At 44.8% G+C, this 15,156-nt stretch carries 15 protein-coding genes; 9 read left to right on the top strand and 6 right to left on the bottom strand.

What is annotated here, in order from left to right; genetic code table 11:
* Nucleotides 1-38: 38 nt before the first annotated feature.
* Nucleotides 39-908 (bottom strand): glycerol kinase, encoded by an 870-nt coding sequence (locus KI743_RS04810; RefSeq protein ID WP_285465384.1) that lies wholly within the window; start codon nucleotides 906-908, stop codon nucleotides 39-41.
* 541 nt (nucleotides 909-1,449) lie between these two features.
* Here KI743_RS04810 and KI743_RS04805 point away from each other — a divergent pair.
* The 3 genes from KI743_RS04805 (at nucleotide 1,450) to KI743_RS04795 (ending at nucleotide 5,218) form a co-directional block, all read left to right on the top strand.
* Nucleotides 1,450-3,342, top strand: a complete 1,893-nt coding sequence (locus KI743_RS04805) for a PTS mannitol transporter subunit IICBA (RefSeq protein WP_285465383.1) — start codon at nucleotides 1,450-1,452, stop codon at nucleotides 3,340-3,342.
* A 140-nt stretch (nucleotides 3,343-3,482) separates the two neighbouring features.
* A complete protein-coding gene (locus tag KI743_RS04800; protein WP_285465382.1) occupies nucleotides 3,483-4,631 on the top strand; it encodes a mannitol-1-phosphate 5-dehydrogenase in 1,149 nt (382 codons plus the stop codon).
* Nucleotides 4,632-4,681: 50 nt separating this feature from the next.
* Nucleotides 4,682-5,218, top strand: a complete 537-nt coding sequence (locus KI743_RS04795) for an MltR family transcriptional regulator (RefSeq protein ID WP_191907534.1) — start codon at nucleotides 4,682-4,684, stop codon at nucleotides 5,216-5,218.
* A gap of 360 nt (nucleotides 5,219-5,578) precedes the next feature.
* Here the strand turns inward: KI743_RS04795 and nagB are convergent, their stop codons facing one another.
* Both nagB and KI743_RS04785 read right to left on the bottom strand, forming a co-directional pair.
* The gene (nagB, locus tag KI743_RS04790; protein ID WP_032553615.1) at nucleotides 5,579-6,379 is read right to left on the bottom strand and encodes a glucosamine-6-phosphate deaminase; all 801 of its coding nucleotides are present in this window, start codon (nucleotides 6,377-6,379) and stop codon (nucleotides 5,579-5,581) included.
* Nucleotides 6,380-6,844: 465 nt separating this feature from the next.
* A complete protein-coding gene (locus KI743_RS04785) occupies nucleotides 6,845-7,198 on the bottom strand; it encodes a DUF413 domain-containing protein (protein ID WP_032553614.1) in 354 nt (117 codons plus the stop codon).
* A gap of 156 nt (nucleotides 7,199-7,354) precedes the next feature.
* Here KI743_RS04785 and KI743_RS04780 point away from each other — a divergent pair, with 156 nt between their 5' ends.
* On the top strand, nucleotides 7,355-8,245 hold the full coding sequence (locus tag KI743_RS04780) for a LysR family transcriptional regulator (protein WP_285465381.1): 891 nt from the start codon (nucleotides 7,355-7,357) through the stop codon (nucleotides 8,243-8,245).
* Between the two features lie 128 nt (nucleotides 8,246-8,373).
* Here KI743_RS04780 and KI743_RS04775 read toward each other — a convergent pair whose 3' ends face one another.
* Nucleotides 8,374-8,577, bottom strand: a complete 204-nt coding sequence (locus KI743_RS04775; RefSeq protein WP_032553612.1) for a hypothetical protein — start codon at nucleotides 8,575-8,577, stop codon at nucleotides 8,374-8,376.
* A 230-nt stretch (nucleotides 8,578-8,807) separates the two neighbouring features.
* Between KI743_RS04775 and KI743_RS04770 the strand changes: the two genes are divergently transcribed.
* From KI743_RS04770 to KI743_RS04760, 3 genes are all read left to right on the top strand, one after another.
* Nucleotides 8,808-10,199, top strand: a complete 1,392-nt coding sequence (locus tag KI743_RS04770) for a DNA-3-methyladenine glycosylase 2 family protein (protein WP_285465380.1) — start codon at nucleotides 8,808-8,810, stop codon at nucleotides 10,197-10,199.
* Between the two features lie 37 nt (nucleotides 10,200-10,236).
* Entirely contained in the window at nucleotides 10,237-10,722 is a 486-nt protein-coding gene (locus tag KI743_RS04765) for a methylated-DNA--[protein]-cysteine S-methyltransferase (protein WP_285465379.1), read from the top strand.
* Nucleotides 10,723-10,811: 89 nt separating this feature from the next.
* Nucleotides 10,812-11,183, top strand: coding sequence for a hypothetical protein (locus tag KI743_RS04760; protein ID WP_032553610.1), 372 nt, complete (start codon nucleotides 10,812-10,814; stop codon nucleotides 11,181-11,183).
* A gap of 94 nt (nucleotides 11,184-11,277) precedes the next feature.
* Here KI743_RS04760 and nhaD read toward each other — a convergent pair whose 3' ends face one another.
* Together nhaD and KI743_RS04750 are read right to left on the bottom strand one after the other, a co-directional pair.
* Nucleotides 11,278-12,714 (bottom strand): sodium:proton antiporter NhaD, encoded by a 1,437-nt coding sequence (gene nhaD, locus KI743_RS04755; protein ID WP_285465377.1) that lies wholly within the window; start codon nucleotides 12,712-12,714, stop codon nucleotides 11,278-11,280.
* Between the two features lie 463 nt (nucleotides 12,715-13,177).
* Entirely contained in the window at nucleotides 13,178-13,348 is a 171-nt protein-coding gene (locus KI743_RS04750; protein WP_285465375.1) for a hypothetical protein, read from the bottom strand.
* Nucleotides 13,349-13,878: 530 nt separating this feature from the next.
* On the opposite strand from KI743_RS04750, the gene KI743_RS04745 reads away from it, so the two are divergent.
* The gene (locus tag KI743_RS04745) at nucleotides 13,879-14,616 is read left to right on the top strand and encodes a nucleoside recognition domain-containing protein (protein WP_285465373.1); all 738 of its coding nucleotides are present in this window, start codon (nucleotides 13,879-13,881) and stop codon (nucleotides 14,614-14,616) included.
* Complete coding sequence (locus KI743_RS04740) at nucleotides 14,616-15,083, top strand: YjiG family protein (RefSeq protein ID WP_285465371.1); 468 nt, start codon at nucleotides 14,616-14,618, stop codon at nucleotides 15,081-15,083. The genes KI743_RS04745 and KI743_RS04740 overlap by 1 nt, the downstream gene beginning before the upstream one ends.
* The last annotated feature ends 73 nt before the right edge of the window (nucleotides 15,084-15,156 follow it).

The following is a 15,156-nucleotide window of genomic DNA, read 5'->3' as shown; positions in this document are numbered from 1 at the left end:
ATGTTGTATTATGCGTGCTACAGAGGGCTGAAAGCGACTTAGTACGCCTTAATGCCGAATTGTCGTAAAAGAGGAGGAAGCACACTGTCGAGGTTAGGAATATCTTCTGGGTAGATTTCTATTAGATCGAAGCCGTGCTCTTTATAGACTTTCTGTGTCGTTTCTTTTTGCTTGTTGTCTATGGCGCCTTTGTCGCTTCCCCAAAACTGGATATAGACCTTGCCCGAGGGTAAATAGAAATCACTGACGATTTCGGTTGCGATAGGAAGCGGACGCTCATAAGCATGGACGACACCCGCCATATAAAGCCAGTTATCGATGATAAGCTCACCCTTTGAACGAACATAGTGCCCATCCAAGGTGCGATGCTTGGCTTCAAATTTTTGTCTAAAGCTAGAGAAAGAGACATCGGTTGAATGGCTTTCAGCATCTTTACCGAGAAACTCAACCACAGACTGTTTCAAGCGTTTGTTCTTCGCCACAGTATCGTGCCAAACCACAAAGGCGTTATTGGTGGCCTTGTCCTCTCTCTGTTCTCCGCCAACCTTTAGTCCGGTATTGGTAATGTGCCATCCATCGTCTTCACGGCGAATCCAGCCCAACTCATTGAGGAGTAGATTAATCTTTTTGGCACTTAACTGGAGGGACTGGCCCAGTTGCGTCGCTGTTAGGGTGATGCCTGCTGTAGAAGCGGTATCGATCAATAGGTTTTCTGGCCAAACGATAAATTGCCCAAACTTTGTGTGATCGACATATTCGCCTCCAAACGCTTCACCACGTTCGGTTAATACCCATTTATCTCTACCACGCACAATATAACCAGCACTCTTTAATTGGCTAAAAAGAATTTTAGGTTCTAAGTCTTTCAGCTTGGCAAGCGCTGATGTTGATAGCTTATCTGATGTCATAAAGGGCACTCTTGTGAACCGTCGGTATCTGAAGTGTTTAGCAATCTTCTTTATATCATTAATTGTAAAGAAGGAGAGTAGGAGTTCTGGTGAACTGTGGCACTAAATTTCAATTAGCGTTCAAAGCTACCCATACGTCAATTGTGTAATTAAATTACACAAACGGCAGTTTAACTCACTTTGATGCATATAAAATGAACTTGGTATGCTGTGTTTTTAATCTCTGATCTATGCTTAATTGAACCCTATTAATTGAAGTGTGATCTCTATCACTATTTATTTTTTGTTGTCCGAGGGTAAAGTGTGATCTATGTCTTGTGTAATTGATATTTATTCTCATTAATTTGGTGGTGTAATTTAGATTCAGCTTGTTTTTGTGATCAAGGTCGTCATCGTTAACTCGTTGTTGTATTTTGCGTGTGACCTGAGTCACGAAATTGGCGTCGGCGTGCGTTTTAAAAATCTTGTGTTAGATTTTACTCAACTTTTGAGCACACACTTTCGGTCATTTGACCAACCAATACACAACGGGGTTCTACCTATGTTATCACCAGAAGCTAAGATCAAGGTTCAAAACTTTGGTCGATTTTTATCCAATATGGTAATGCCAAACATCGGCGCATTCATTGCGTGGGGTTTCATTACTGCACTATTCATTCCAACTGGTTGGCTTCCTAACGAAACGTTAGCGTCTATGGTTGGCCCGATGATCACTTACTTGCTTCCGCTGCTTATCGGTTATACCGGTGGTAAAATGGTTGGCGGCGACCGTGGTGCGGTTGTCGGTGCTATCACAACTATGGGTGTTATCGTAGGTACGGACATTCCAATGTTCATGGGTGCGATGATTGTTGGCCCTCTAGGTGGTATCGCAATTAAGAAATTCGATGAAGCTGTTCACGGTAAAGTGAAAAGCGGCTTCGAAATGCTAGTGAACAACTTCTCTGCCGGTATCATCGGTATGATCTGTGCGATTATCGCTTTCCTAGCAATTGGTCCTGCAGTAAAAGTTCTTTCTGGCGGTCTAGCTGCTGGTGTTAACGCAATGGTTGAAGCTGGTGCACTTCCTCTAGCATCTATCTTCGTTGAGCCTGCGAAAATCCTATTCCTAAACAACGCAATCAACCACGGTATCTTCTCTCCTCTAGGTATTCAGCAGTCTGAAGAGCTTGGTCGTTCAATCTTCTTCCTAATCGAAGCGAACCCTGGTCCAGGTCTAGGTCTACTACTAGCTTACATGGTGTTTGGTAAAGGTAGCGCGAAGCAGTCTGCTGCGGGTGCATCTATCATCCACTTCCTAGGTGGTATCCACGAAATTTACTTCCCATACGTTCTAATGAACCCACGTCTAATCCTAGCGGTAATTGCAGGTGGTATGGCTGGTGTGTTCACTAACGTAATGTTCAGCTCGGGCCTAATCTCTCCAGCGTCTCCGGGTTCTATCTTTGCAATCCTACTGATGACACCAAAAGGTTCTTACATCGGTGTGATTCTATCGGTTATCGCAGCAACAGCAGTATCGTTCCTAGTTGCGTCAATTCTTCTAAAAACATCAGCACAAGATGACGACGAAGATTCACTAGAGAAAGCATCAGCACAAATGAAAGACATGAAAGCGTCTTCTAAAGGTGCAACAACAGGTGCAGACATCAACCTAGCAGACGTGAAAGCAGTATACGTAGCATGTGATGCGGGTATGGGTTCAAGTGCAATGGGTGCAGGTCTACTTCGTAAGAAAGTAGATGCAGCGGGCCTAGATATCACAGTAACCAACTATGCGATTAACAACCTGCCAGCGGATTCACAAATTGTAATTACGCACAAAGATCTAACGGACCGTGCACGTAAAACAATTCCAGGTGCAATGCACATGTCTCTAAGTAACTTCCTAGACGGTGCGGTTTACGACAACTTGGTAGCAGAGCTTGTTGAGGCACAAAGCGGTGACGCAAAAGCAGCACCTGCGGCAGCGCCAGCACAAGAAGAGTCAAAAGAAGAGGGTCTAGCACTAACTAGCGATGCAGTATTCCTTGGTCTTAAAGCGACAGACAAAAACCAAGCAATCAAGTTTGCCGGTGAGCAACTAGTAAAACTTGGCAACGTAGCACCTGAATATGTCGATGGCATGTTCGCTCGTGAGGAACTGGTTTCAACTTACCTAGGTGAGTCTATCGCAGTACCACACGGCACGATAGAAGCTAAACAGCACGTACAAAAGACCGGCATCGTATTCTGTCAGTACCCTGAAGGTATTCAGTGGGGTGAAGACGAAGACGATATCGCGAAGATGGTAATCGGTATCGCGGCTCAAGGTGATGAGCACAACATGGTACTGATGGCTATCACGAATTCACTTGATGACGAAGAAGCAGTGGAACGCTTACAGAACACCACCAACCCAGAGGATGTTCTGAAGATTCTAAACGGACAATAAGAAGCTTTAAGTCAAGCTCCTGAGTGAACCGAGGCCAGTCCCCCCTGGCCTCATTTTCCCAGTCTAGATAGCTCACGGTTTAGAAGTATGTTGTTGAACCGTCATCTATACAGATTACATAGTTAAAAGGTCTAAAAATTATGAAAGCGTTACATTTCGGTGCTGGTAATATTGGTCGTGGTTTCATTGGTAAATTGCTTGCTGACGCAGGTCTTGAAGTCACGTTTGCAGACGTTAATGAGACTGTGGTTAATGCGCTAATCGAGCGTCAAGAGTACCCAGTTAAGATTGTTGGCGAAGAGTGCGTTGTTGAAGTTGTTAAGAACGTTACAGCAGTAAACTCGGCGACAGACGCTGTGATTGACTGCATCGCTGAATCAGACCTAATCACAACGGCTGTTGGCCCTACTGTATTAAAGATCATCTCTAAGTCGATCGCACAGGGTATTGAGAAGCGTGCAGCTGCAGGTAACACTGCACCAATGAACATCATCGCGGCTGAGAACATGGTTCGTGGTACTAGCCAGCTTAAAGCGGCTGTGCTGGAGCACCTATCTGATGAGATGAAGGCGTTCACTGAAGAGAACATCGGTTTCGTTGATTCAGCGGTAGACCGTATCGTTCCGCCAGCAGAAGCGGGTGAAACAGATCCTCTAGCGGTAACTGTTGAAACGTTCAGCGAGTGGATTGTAGACGAGACTCAATTCAAAGGTGAGATTCCAAACATCCCAGGTATGGAATGCACAGATAACCTAATGGCGTTTGTTGAACGTAAGCTATTTACGCTAAACACGGGTCACCTCGTTACGGCTTACCTTGGTGTATTGGCTGGTCTTGAGACAATCAAAGACTCTATCGAGAACGATGAAATCCGTGCGCAAGTAACCGCAACGATGGAAGAGAGTGGTGCGGTTCTAATCAAACGCTACGGCTTTGACCCAGAAGCTCACGCAGCTTACATCCAGAAGATTCTAGGTCGTTTTGCAAACCCATACCTTCGTGATGAAGTAGACCGTGTTGGCCGTCAACCAATCCGTAAACTGAGCCCACAAGATCGTCTAGTCAAACCACTGAACGGTACGCTAGAATACGGCTTACCAAATGAGAATTTGATTAAAGCGATTGCTGCGGCATTCCATTACAAGAACGAAGATGACCCTCAAGCGGTTGAACTTCAAGCAATGTTCGCAGAAAAAGGTTTTGCTGAGACATTAGCACATTATTCTGAGCTGAATATCGACTCAGAAGTTGTTAAACTAGCGGAACAAGCTTACCAAGCATTGAAATGATAAATCATCAAAGTGCCACTCCTGTGGCACTTTCTTATTACAGAGCCGTTATGCCGATACATCCTAGCCATGAAACAGAACTCCTAGAAGCACTTGCAGAGGCGACTACTGCCAATGCTTGTTTTATGGCGGCTTACGATGCTCTGGATGATACGGTTGATGCGGTTCTAAAAGGCATTTTCCAGAAAGATGACACAGCAGTGAAGTTTGTTGTCGAGCCTCTTCTTAATAGCGGAGGCCCGCTAGGCGAAATCATGGTTCGCGCGAAACTGCTGCTCGGTTTGGGCGTGATCAGTAAAGAAGTCTATGATGATCTGGAGATTTTTGTCACTTTGAAAGAGTGGGCGAAAATTCAAGGTGATGAGGTTTCATTCACTGACCCTAATGTTCTGTTTGAGTTGAATAAAACCCACGCCATTCAAAAGATCATGCCGATTGAATATGATGCTGAAATGGTTGAGTCGATGTCGGGTCCAATGCTCGATATGTTCATGGGGCGTCATAATCAAAAAGTTCAGTCGACTATCGTTTTGGCGATTACGGATCTCATCAACACTCTGTGCCGCGATAACGCATTGATTGTTTAGTCACATTCTGCATTTCAGCTGTCTATTTTCTGTGTTTTAACTAACTATCTTCTTAGTTTCAACTATCTAATTGCACTGCTTTCCCTTTCTTTGAGTATTAGCCTTTGAGTGTAGTCAGCTCGGCTTAGATCAACCTTCCCCTATGGGTTGCTAACTTGAGTTAGGGAAAGCTCGCTTCCTTCATTATCTCTCTGTTTTAGAACTTCTTTCCCTTTTGACTAACGTATTCGACGTTCGCAAATTTGTTCCCCGCTATTGTCATGAAGGCCAGTATGTGAGTTATCGATAGGCGTTACTTAGTGAAATAGCAGACACAAAAAAAGCCACCGAAGTGGCTTTTTATCTCAACAAGGCCTCAGATTATAGGTCTTGGATGTTCTCAGCTTCTAGCTCTTGGAAGTAGCGTAGAGTCTTAACTTTTAGCTCTTGTTGAGCTGGCTCATCAGCAACGATGATAGCTTTACGGTGCATTTGTAGCGCTGTAACAGTCCACATGTGGTTTACAGAACCTTCGATAGCAACTTGTAGAGCTTGTGCTTTGTTGTGACCCATAGTCAGGATCATTACTTCTTCAGCGTCTAGTAGAGTCGCAACACCGATAGTTAGTGCGTATTTTGGCACTTGGTTGATGTCGTTGTCGAAGAAGCGAGAGTTCGCGATACGAGTCTCTTCAGTTAGCGTTTTGATACGAGTACGAGAAGCTAGAGAAGAACCTGGTTCGTTGAATGCGATGTGACCGTCGATGCCGATGCCGCCCATGAACAGGTTGATTTTACCGTAAGAACGGATTTTTTCTTCGTAAGCTGCACAGTGAGCGTCGATGTCTTCTGCTTGGCCGTCTAGTAGGTTGATGTTCTCTTCTTGAATATCAACGTGGTTGAAGAAGTTTGTGTACATGAAAGTACGGTAAGACTCAGGGTGGTTAGGATCGATACCTACGTACTCATCCATGTTGAAAGTAACAACGTTTTTAAAGCTAACTTCACCCGCGTTGTATAGCGCGATTAGCTCTTTGTAAGTCGTTAGTGGTGTGCCACCAGTAGGTAGACCAAGAACGAATGGACGATCAGCTGTTGGGTTGAATGCTTTGATTGCGTCAACGATGTGACGAGCTGCCCATTTACCTACTTGTGCCGCGTTGTTTAAAGGAATAAGTCTCATTTTTGTAGCCCCTAAGATAAATAATTTATAGTGTGCTGAAACATTAATTCGCATTATAAAATAAGTGATCTGTTTCTGCCATTGTTTTAGGTCAAATTTTTAGTTTTTTAATGATATCTGTGACAGTAAGTCTCAAAATTGCACAATATGTACAGGGATATTTATCTTCGTTAAACAAGCTTCATCTGCTTGTCAAAAAAGGAATTTTTGATGGGGTTGTGAGCTGTGAATTAGTGTGAATCTGGAGATATGAAAACGGTAAATTTTTTTTGGATTGAAGATGGCGTTAATGAGTAGTGGATCTTGAAGGGGAAGCGTCGATGTGCAAAAGCCTGACAGCGAGCGTAATAACGCTATCATTATGAAATTTATAAAAATATTGTAAAGGTAGCCTTATTCGCTACACTTGTAGAAGGTGTGTTAGGAAGTAAGCTCAAGGCGCAAAAACACCTTGAGCTCAGAAGATTAATCTTCCAACACTAACTCGCTGTCGTACTCTTCTCTTGGCACTTCGCCACGTTTGCAGCCATTAAGAGTGTGGAAGCGACGACGCCCGCGAGCAAGCTGGATGTATTTCAACCAAACACGCTCTAACTTAGACTTCGCCTTGTGAGGGTGCGATAACACTTTCACAAAGTGTTTTTCTTCAGCGTTGATCGGTGCAAGTTCACCGGATTCAAGTGCTAGCATGGTATCACCAAACAAGGTTAGGATTTCTTCTTCGACAAGAGTAAAATCACCTGACTTAGCAAACCCTCTTGGGAATTTATTGGTGTCATAAAAACGTTTTTTTCCGTGTCGGAATTCGGTCTCAGACATAACAGCCTCAGTAATGTGGTTGGATTGAAATTAGTGTTTTTGTTGCTCACGCGAAAATATTGTTAAAAGGCAAAAATGGAAAACAAAACGTTTTTGCCCTTACGATAAACAATCCTAGATCTGCTAGTTAGCAGATTTATTACAGAGATGTATTTGATGGATGTGAAAGTATTTAGAACCTTTCTAGAGGTTGCAAGGGTACGTCATTTTGGTCGTGCCGCTGAAAACTTGTATTTAACTCAAGCGGCCGTGAGTGCCCGTATCAAGCAGCTTGAAGGCTATTTTGATACTCAGCTTTTTATACGCGATCGCAACAATATTAAGCTGACTTCCTCTGGCGAGCGTTTAATTGGTTATGCAGAAGTGATGGTTTCAACCCTTCAACAGGCTAAGTTTGAGCTCTCGTTGGAAAGTGGTAAGGCGCTGCAATTAACTATGGGCGGCACACCAAATATCTGGGATGCATACTTACAGAACTGTTTGAGTGTTGTAACAGACTCTTTCGGTGGTTACGGCTTTATGGCTGAAGTAATGGGTCGTGAGCAACTTAACCGCAGTCTGCTAGAGCGCACGTTGGATATGGCTTTCGCGTTTGATCAGATTAAAGCTGAGGAGCTGAACTGCAAAAAGGTCGCGGATTTAGTTCTAGTCTTGGTGTCGACCGAGCCCGATGATCTTGAGAGCGTATTCCAAAATAAATATGTATATGTTGATTGGGGCACTCGCTTTGGTTCAGAGCATGCTGAGCGTCATCCAAAAGTTCCCGCTCCTTACTTGCGCACGTCAACAGCACGTATTGCTTTGGACTTTATTCTCGAAAAAGGTGGTAGTGCTTACCTACCAGTATCTTTGGTTGAGCCGTTCATTGAATCAGGGCAGCTACATAAGGTGAAAGGTGTAGAAGACTGGTATCGTCCTATTTACCTTAGCTACCGCAAATCAAGCACCTCTGTGGATGCAATCATGCAGGTGGAAGAGCTGGTGAAAGAGATTGATCCATCGACAGCTTACACATTGCAGCAAGCAGCAGACACAGCATCTGAGTAATCATCGTTGTTAATAACAATTGTTGATTGGTGAAAGCGAACACCACGCTACATATGAAGAAATAATGGCTCCCGATTGGGAGCCATTATAGTTTTAAGCCAGCGAAGGCGAGTGACACATGTGAGATGTCATAAATTCATTAAGTTCTCAATGGACTCTTCTAACGAGTGAGACATGTAAGAGTGGATTTGATGACCGTCAGTGGCGTCGATCTCAATCATTGAGATGCCGCTCTGGGAAGTATCTTCGAGAAAGCCAAGAGACTGTTCGACAGACTGACAGGTGAGAACTTGCTTGTTCTTGAGAACAATGCGACAGGTGTGCAGATCCATAGCCAATTATTCCTTTTTATTCAGCCAGCCTCGGCATCTTAAGCGCCAAGTGACAGCTGTGACGTTGCGAGAGAAACCTTTCTTTCTTTTTAAGGGTAGCTGAACTATGTGAAAAGCAAATTAAAAAATTCAATTTAATGCATATTCACTTCCGAAAATGGCTAGCGTTCGCTTCGCTTGTCGGTACACTTTAATTCATCACTTGACGTTATAGGTTTGAAGGTAGGTATATGGAAGGCAAGATTCATCAATACAGCGATCTCAGTAGTGCTCAGTGTCAACAAGCGCGCCTTGCTAGAGACGCTCGTTTTGATGGCCTGTTTTTTATTGCGGTGAAAACAACGGGTATATTCTGTCGTCCTATCTGCCCAGCGTCACCACCGAAAGAGCAAAACGTTGAGTATTTCTCGAACCAAGCACAGGCGTTGCAAGCGGGTTATCGCCCTTGTCTGCGCTGTCGCCCAGATAGCGCCCCTTTTTCACCAGCATGGAAGGGCGTTGAGACCACTTTTCTGCGAGCGCAAAAGCTGATTGAAGAGGGCGGTTTAGCTGAGGGGAACAGCGTGGCGCTGTGTGCTCGCTTGGGCATATCCGATCGCTATCTACGTAGCTTGTTTAGTAAGTACATGGGCGTGTCGCCTAAGCAGTATGCGATCTATAACCAGCTTATGTTCGCGAAGCAGCTACTTCACAACAGTCAAATGAGCATTACTGATATCGGGTTTGCTTGCGGGTTTAATAGCACGCGCCGTTTCAATGATGCCTTTGTTAAGGTTATGAAGTTGTCGCCATCGCAGATCCGAAAGTCTGGATCTGACAATGCGACGACCAACACTGTGCGCTTACCGATTAAGGGTTCGATTAATTGGTCTCATATGCTGAACTTTTATCGCAAACGTATGATTGAGGGTGTTGAAGAGGTTGGTGAAGATTATTACCAACGTACAGTGACCATCAATGGAGCCACTGGCTGGTTTCGTATTCGCTGTGATAAAAATAGTAAACAAGCAGGCAGTGCTTTGGAAGTGGAGTTTGAGCTTAGCCAGATGAATCAGCTGCGCAATCTGATCCGCCAGATTCGTCGCATGTTTGATCTCGATGTCGACATTAATCGCGTTGAAGCGCACCTAGATAATGTAGATTCTACTCTGATTAAAGAAACCGGCATTCGTATTCCAGGAGTATGGTCGCCTTGGGAAGCGGGTGTGCGTGCGATTTTAGGTCAGCAAGTATCGGTTAAAGCCGCTATCGGTCAGTTGAATTTATTGGCTAAACAGCTGTCACCGAAAGAAGGAGTTCTCTACTTTCCAACCCCTGAACAAGTGTCGCAGGCAGACATCAGTTTTCTAAGAATGCCTCAGAGTCGCAAAGACACTTTGCACCGATTTGCGGCTTACATGGTTGAAAACCAGCATCAACACCCGAGCAAATGGCTTGATCTGAAAGGGATTGGACCGTGGACAGTGCAATATGCATTGTTGAGAGGTTTGAGCGAACCGGATCACCTGCTCATTGGCGATTTGATCGTGAAGAAATTCATCGACCAACACGCCAATATCACAGCGAACAAAGTCTCACCATGGGGTAGCTATGCGACATTCCATTGCTGGAGCCATTTCTAAACTACGCGGTTTAGTATTGAGACGAGGATAAATGACAATGATTAAACGATTTACTTACTACAATAGCCCGCTGGGTATTGTGACGATTCAAGGCTGCGATGATGGGTTATTGGGTGTTTGGTTTGAAACTCATACAACTAAGCCAGAAGAGCTTGGCTTACAAGATGATGCGTTCCAGCTGTTTACAGAAACTAAACGCCAACTCGATGACTATTTTTCTGGAAAACTGAACTATTTTTCCGTACCTGTCGCGGCGGAGGGGACGCCATTTCAGCAGTCGGTTTGGCAAGCATTAATGCGTATTCCTTTCGGTGAAACATGGAGTTACCAGCAGCTTGCTAATGAGATTGGTAATCCTAAAGCGGTTAGAGCAGTGGGTTTGGCTAACGGAAAAAATCCAGTTTCCATCATAGTACCGTGTCATCGTGTGATCGGTAAAAATGGCAAACTAACAGGCTATGCTGGTGGTGTTGAGAGAAAGTCAGCGCTGCTGAAATTAGAAGGAAGTCTATCAATAAGTTGAATAAATGCTCTTATTGTTTTCTGGTGTTTCTATAATTCCGTGCTTATCATTTACAAATTACGGAAGAAATATAAAAGCAGAAAACCTCTATGAACCGACAAATGATTACGGCGATTGGGTGTAGCAGCGTTTTATTGACTGGGTGTTTGAGCGAAACAACGAAACCATTTGAGGTCCCTCAATTGGTCCTTTTCAGCGGTATGTACGAAAACCCGGAGAACGAGAGTTATTTGATCTTTGAATCGGGTAAAGTGCGCTACCAAACCATGGATACCAGCGTTACACGCGACTACAGCGTAGATGACGACTTGATAAGCATCGAACTGAACTCAGCGAGCAGCAAAAGAGGACCTGGTTTGGTGATGCGTATTCATAATGATGGCAAAAAACTGACTTGTAACGGCTGTCCAGGCATGCAGCTGAGTAACGTTTGGACACGCGTGCCTGAATCAAAACAATAATCCGCCGAGCAGCCATTCACCTCACTCGACGGCCATTTCTCTTTCGAGCGCTTCACTCCATTTTGGCCCAGCCAAAAGCAGGTTACCTTGAGTGTCAAAATAGGCTTGAATTCATCGCGAGATGTACGGCAATACTCAGCGCATAACCAATTGCGATAACAGGCATCCATTTTAGGTGACCAAAGAAGGTGTACTTGCCGTGTGCTGCGCCCATCAACGCGACACCTGCGGCGCTACCAATTGAGAGTAAGCTCCCCCCAACTCCTGCGGTTAATGTAATGAGAAGCCAGTTACCGATCGACATGGCCGGCTCCATAGAGAGCACCGCAAACATCACCGGAATGTTATCGACAATCGCAGACAGTACTCCCACCATAATATTGGCCCAAATTGGGTTCCATTGGCTGTACATGACGCCAGACGCTAATTCTAAGTATCCGAGTAGGCTCAGGCCGCCAACACACATTACAACGCCATAGAAGAATAGCAGGGTGTCCCACTCGGCGTGTGAAACACGTCGGAATACATCAAAGGGGACCACTGAACCTAAACGCTTGAGTGCCGCTTCGTCGTGGTTAGCAATCGCAATTGCTTTCTTCTTGGCTAACGATTTAGGTAGGGTTTTGCGTAGGAAAAAGCCAAAGAACTGCAGGTATGCTAATCCCATCATCATGCCGATCACTGGTGGGAAGTGAATCACAGCGTGGAAAGCCACAGCGGTTGCAATGGTCATGATGAATAGGAATACAATTCGTTTGGCACCGCGTTTAAGCTCCACGTGCTGGTGAACGGTGTCTGGCTGTGTGGTCGGAACAAAGTAAGACATGATCAACGCTGGCGCGAGATAGTTGACCGCCGACGGAATAAACAGCGGCATAAACTCGGAGAAGCTCACGTAGCCCGCTTGCCAAACCATGAGTGTCGTAATGTCACCAAATGGGCTAAATGCGCCGCCAGCATTGGCAGCAATGACAATGTTAACACAGGCGAGGTTTACAAACTTCGGATTCGAACCTGCGACTTTGAGCACCACGGCGCACATCAGCAACGCCGTGGTCAGGTTGTCGGCAATGGGAGAGATGAAGAACGATAGAATGCCCGTAAGCCAAAACAGTGAACGATAGTTGAACCCTTTACCCACCATCCAAGCCTGCAGAGCATCAAACAGGCGACGCTCTTCCATGGCGCTGATATAAGTCATGGCCACCAATAAGAACAGTAGTAATTCGGCATATTCCAACAGGTTGTGCTCTAGTGCTTGTTGAGCTACTTCGATTTGCTGGTAATTTTGATAGGTTAAGCCAATCGCAATCCAGATAAGACCAGCCGCGAGCAGGACCGGTTTGGACTTTCTCAATTGAAGGTATTCTTCCATCATTACAAATACATAAGCGATGACGAAAATGGCAAGACACAGATAGCCGATGGAAGATTGCGTGAGGTTGAGCGAATGAGCTGCGCCTACCTCACTGGCAAAAGATAAAGAGGGAAGAATCGCCAAGAAAAAGGCGAAAATCTTTGTGCCTGCCATAATTTACGCTCCATGCAATTAGCTGAATCAGTACGCGTAAAAGCGTAGACCCAATTATTCGAGCGTAGTGTGATAGAACTCTTAATAATTCAATTGGTTAATGTTTGAAGTCATAAAAAGAAAAAGCTCTATCAACGATGGTTGATAGAGCTTGATCTTAATCGCCACTACTAGGGCGTGTTGACCTTTCGTGGTTAAGTTTTGTTCGGATGGGGACGCCTAGTCAAAAGCGTTTTAGTCGCGGCGAGGGGGAAGTAGCCTAGTCATTCTAAGCAAATCACCCTCAACAAAGAGTAAAACGCTTTTTGCGGGGGCGCCCAGCTCGAACCCTTCGGGCAGCGTTTGCTGGTCATTTCTACTGCGTTATCGGCTTTTCATGTAGGCCAGCTACACATCAAAACCTCTGCCTTGTAGAAATACCCAGCAACTCGCTGCAAAAATCAGCTCGAAAGATCAACACGCCCTATGCTGCGCTACATTCAAAGATAACGGCTTGGTCGACGGCACACACTTCTACTGGCCAGCCGTAAGACTGGTATTCTAGTGCAAGTTTGTCAGCAACAACGCGTGAAACGGTCGCACTGATCCACATGCCTTTGCCCATTACTTGGTACTTTAATGTTCTCATTTCCATAACAACCACTGCTCTCTTTCCTTCCGATTGGCTGATCGCAGTCTATAGCAGCTATCAAGGCCGAAATTTCGCATTCAGCTCAGATCTTTTCTATTAAAGCTCAGGTTTTGCTGTGCCTGATTTACCTAACTATTAGTATGAAATACTGTTGATTTTTGAACTAATATCACTAACTAAGTGACTGTATTTAATAACAAAGATAAATAGGGTGAAAATAAGCGTAAGAGATCTCTCACATCACTTTCAGAGATAATTAGAATGGGATGTTATATATTTTGAGGGATTGATATTTTTAGTGGGTGAATGTTGAGTTTTTGCGTTTTTACAAGGATTGGTTTTGTGCTCTAAATATTAAATTATTAATGGTTCTAATGTCTATATTTAAAGCTTAATCACAGTTCTAAATGTTGCTTGGTTTGTGATTGGTAATATTATCGACTAATTGATTTTGGTCATTAATCTCTACTGCATAAGTTTGCACTATCTATACGTGTTCTGTTCCACATAAAACAAGATGTATAGAGGCGATTATGACTAATCCTGTTCAAACCGATCGCAAAGTGACGATTGGTTGTTACATAGCTCTCGCATTCGCGATAGTGTTCTTTTCCGGGCTGCTCAAATCTAACGAGTGGTATGGTGTTTTTGATTTTACGACTCTAAACGGTTCATTCGGCAAGGTCGCTTATGATGTTACCGAGACGGCTGATGGCGTTCAAGCCGCGACAACTTCCTTGCGAGGTAAAGGCGGTAGCGGCGCGCGTGATGGCTTCATTTTTGCGTTAACTTTGATTCCTACCGTGATGTTCGCGCTAGGGATGATCAATGTTCTGGAACATTACGGCGCGTTAGATGCTGCACGTAAACTCTTAACGCCTCTGCTGCGTCCACTGATGGGCATTCCGGGTAACTCAGGCTTGGCGCTAATCGCGTCTTTGCAAAGTACCGATGCTGGGGCGGCTATGACAAGGCAGCTCAAAGATGAAGGGCACCTGACCAAGCGTGAAACTGACGTCTTTACCATGTTTCAATTTACTGCGGGTGCTGCCATTGTGAACTTCTTCTCCTCTGGCGCCGTGCTCTTTACCCTAACCACTATCGATGGCTCACTTGCGGTCTCATCTTCTATCGGCCTTGCCGTTGCGGTGATGTTTGTCTTTAAGTTTGTCGGTGCCAACCTATTCCGTATTTATCTGAACATCACAGAAGGTAAAGAAGACAAATCGGACTCAAGTAAAAAACAGAATATGACTGAGGAGGCAGCGTAATGAGCGAAGTAAAAGCAAAGAAACCTATGGTGACGGATGTTTTCGTTGAAGGCGCTAAAAAAGGCTGGGTGATCGCGACCACTTCGACGTTACCAAACGTGTTAATGGCGTTTGTGATTATCAAAGCGTTGCAAATCACTGGTGCACTCGATCTGATGGGCAGTGTGTTCGCCCCTATCATGGCTGTGTTCGGCCTGCCGGGTGAAGCCGCTACAGTACTCATCGGAGCTTGGATGTCGATGGGTGGCGCTGTAGGCGTTGTGATTACCCTATTTGACCAAGGCATCTTAAATGGTACCCATATCGCGATCTTAGCCCCTGCGATCTACCTAATGGGCTCTCAGGTGCAGTACATGGGACGTATCATGGGTCCTATCGGTACTGAAGGGCGTTACATTCCAGTGATGATTGCTATCTCGGTGCTGAATGCGTTTGGTGCGATGTTAGTGATGAATGTGCTTTTGTAGCCAGTTCATTTTTATATGTTGAAAGGGACCATCGAAGATTGGACTTGGTAAAAGACCAAATGCGACATTGGCG

Source organism: Vibrio sp. D420a (genome assembly GCF_030248625.1).
Taxonomy (GTDB): domain Bacteria; phylum Pseudomonadota; class Gammaproteobacteria; order Enterobacterales; family Vibrionaceae; genus Vibrio; species Vibrio fortis_A.
The sequence above is the reverse complement of the archived record's forward strand: the minus strand, read 5'-3'. Positions and strand labels throughout refer to the sequence as shown.

Excerpts from the sequence above, each read along its gene's own strand:
- KI743_RS04810 (WP_285465384.1), bottom strand. The coding sequence starts at position 908 with ATGACATCAGATAAGCTATCAACATCAGCGCTTGCCAAGCTGAAAGAC.
- KI743_RS04805 (WP_285465383.1), top strand. The coding sequence starts at position 1,450 with ATGTTATCACCAGAAGCTAAGATCAAGGTTCAAAACTTTGGTCGATTT.
- KI743_RS04800 (WP_285465382.1), top strand. The coding sequence starts at position 3,483 with ATGAAAGCGTTACATTTCGGTGCTGGTAATATTGGTCGTGGTTTCATT.
- KI743_RS04795 (WP_191907534.1), top strand. The coding sequence starts at position 4,682 with ATGCCGATACATCCTAGCCATGAAACAGAACTCCTAGAAGCACTTGCA.
- nagB (WP_032553615.1), bottom strand. The coding sequence starts at position 6,379 with ATGAGACTTATTCCTTTAAACAACGCGGCACAAGTAGGTAAATGGGCA.
- KI743_RS04785 (WP_032553614.1), bottom strand. The coding sequence starts at position 7,198 with ATGTCTGAGACCGAATTCCGACACGGAAAAAAACGTTTTTATGACACC.
- KI743_RS04780 (WP_285465381.1), top strand. The coding sequence starts at position 7,355 with ATGGATGTGAAAGTATTTAGAACCTTTCTAGAGGTTGCAAGGGTACGT.
- KI743_RS04775 (WP_032553612.1), bottom strand. The coding sequence starts at position 8,577 with ATGGATCTGCACACCTGTCGCATTGTTCTCAAGAACAAGCAAGTTCTC.
- KI743_RS04770 (WP_285465380.1), top strand. The coding sequence starts at position 8,808 with ATGGAAGGCAAGATTCATCAATACAGCGATCTCAGTAGTGCTCAGTGT.
- KI743_RS04765 (WP_285465379.1), top strand. The coding sequence starts at position 10,237 with ATGATTAAACGATTTACTTACTACAATAGCCCGCTGGGTATTGTGACG.
- KI743_RS04760 (WP_032553610.1), top strand. The coding sequence starts at position 10,812 with ATGAACCGACAAATGATTACGGCGATTGGGTGTAGCAGCGTTTTATTG.
- nhaD (WP_285465377.1), bottom strand. The coding sequence starts at position 12,714 with ATGGCAGGCACAAAGATTTTCGCCTTTTTCTTGGCGATTCTTCCCTCT.
- KI743_RS04750 (WP_285465375.1), bottom strand. The coding sequence starts at position 13,348 with ATGGAAATGAGAACATTAAAGTACCAAGTAATGGGCAAAGGCATGTGG.
- KI743_RS04745 (WP_285465373.1), top strand. The coding sequence starts at position 13,879 with ATGACTAATCCTGTTCAAACCGATCGCAAAGTGACGATTGGTTGTTAC.
- KI743_RS04740 (WP_285465371.1), top strand. The coding sequence starts at position 14,616 with ATGAGCGAAGTAAAAGCAAAGAAACCTATGGTGACGGATGTTTTCGTT.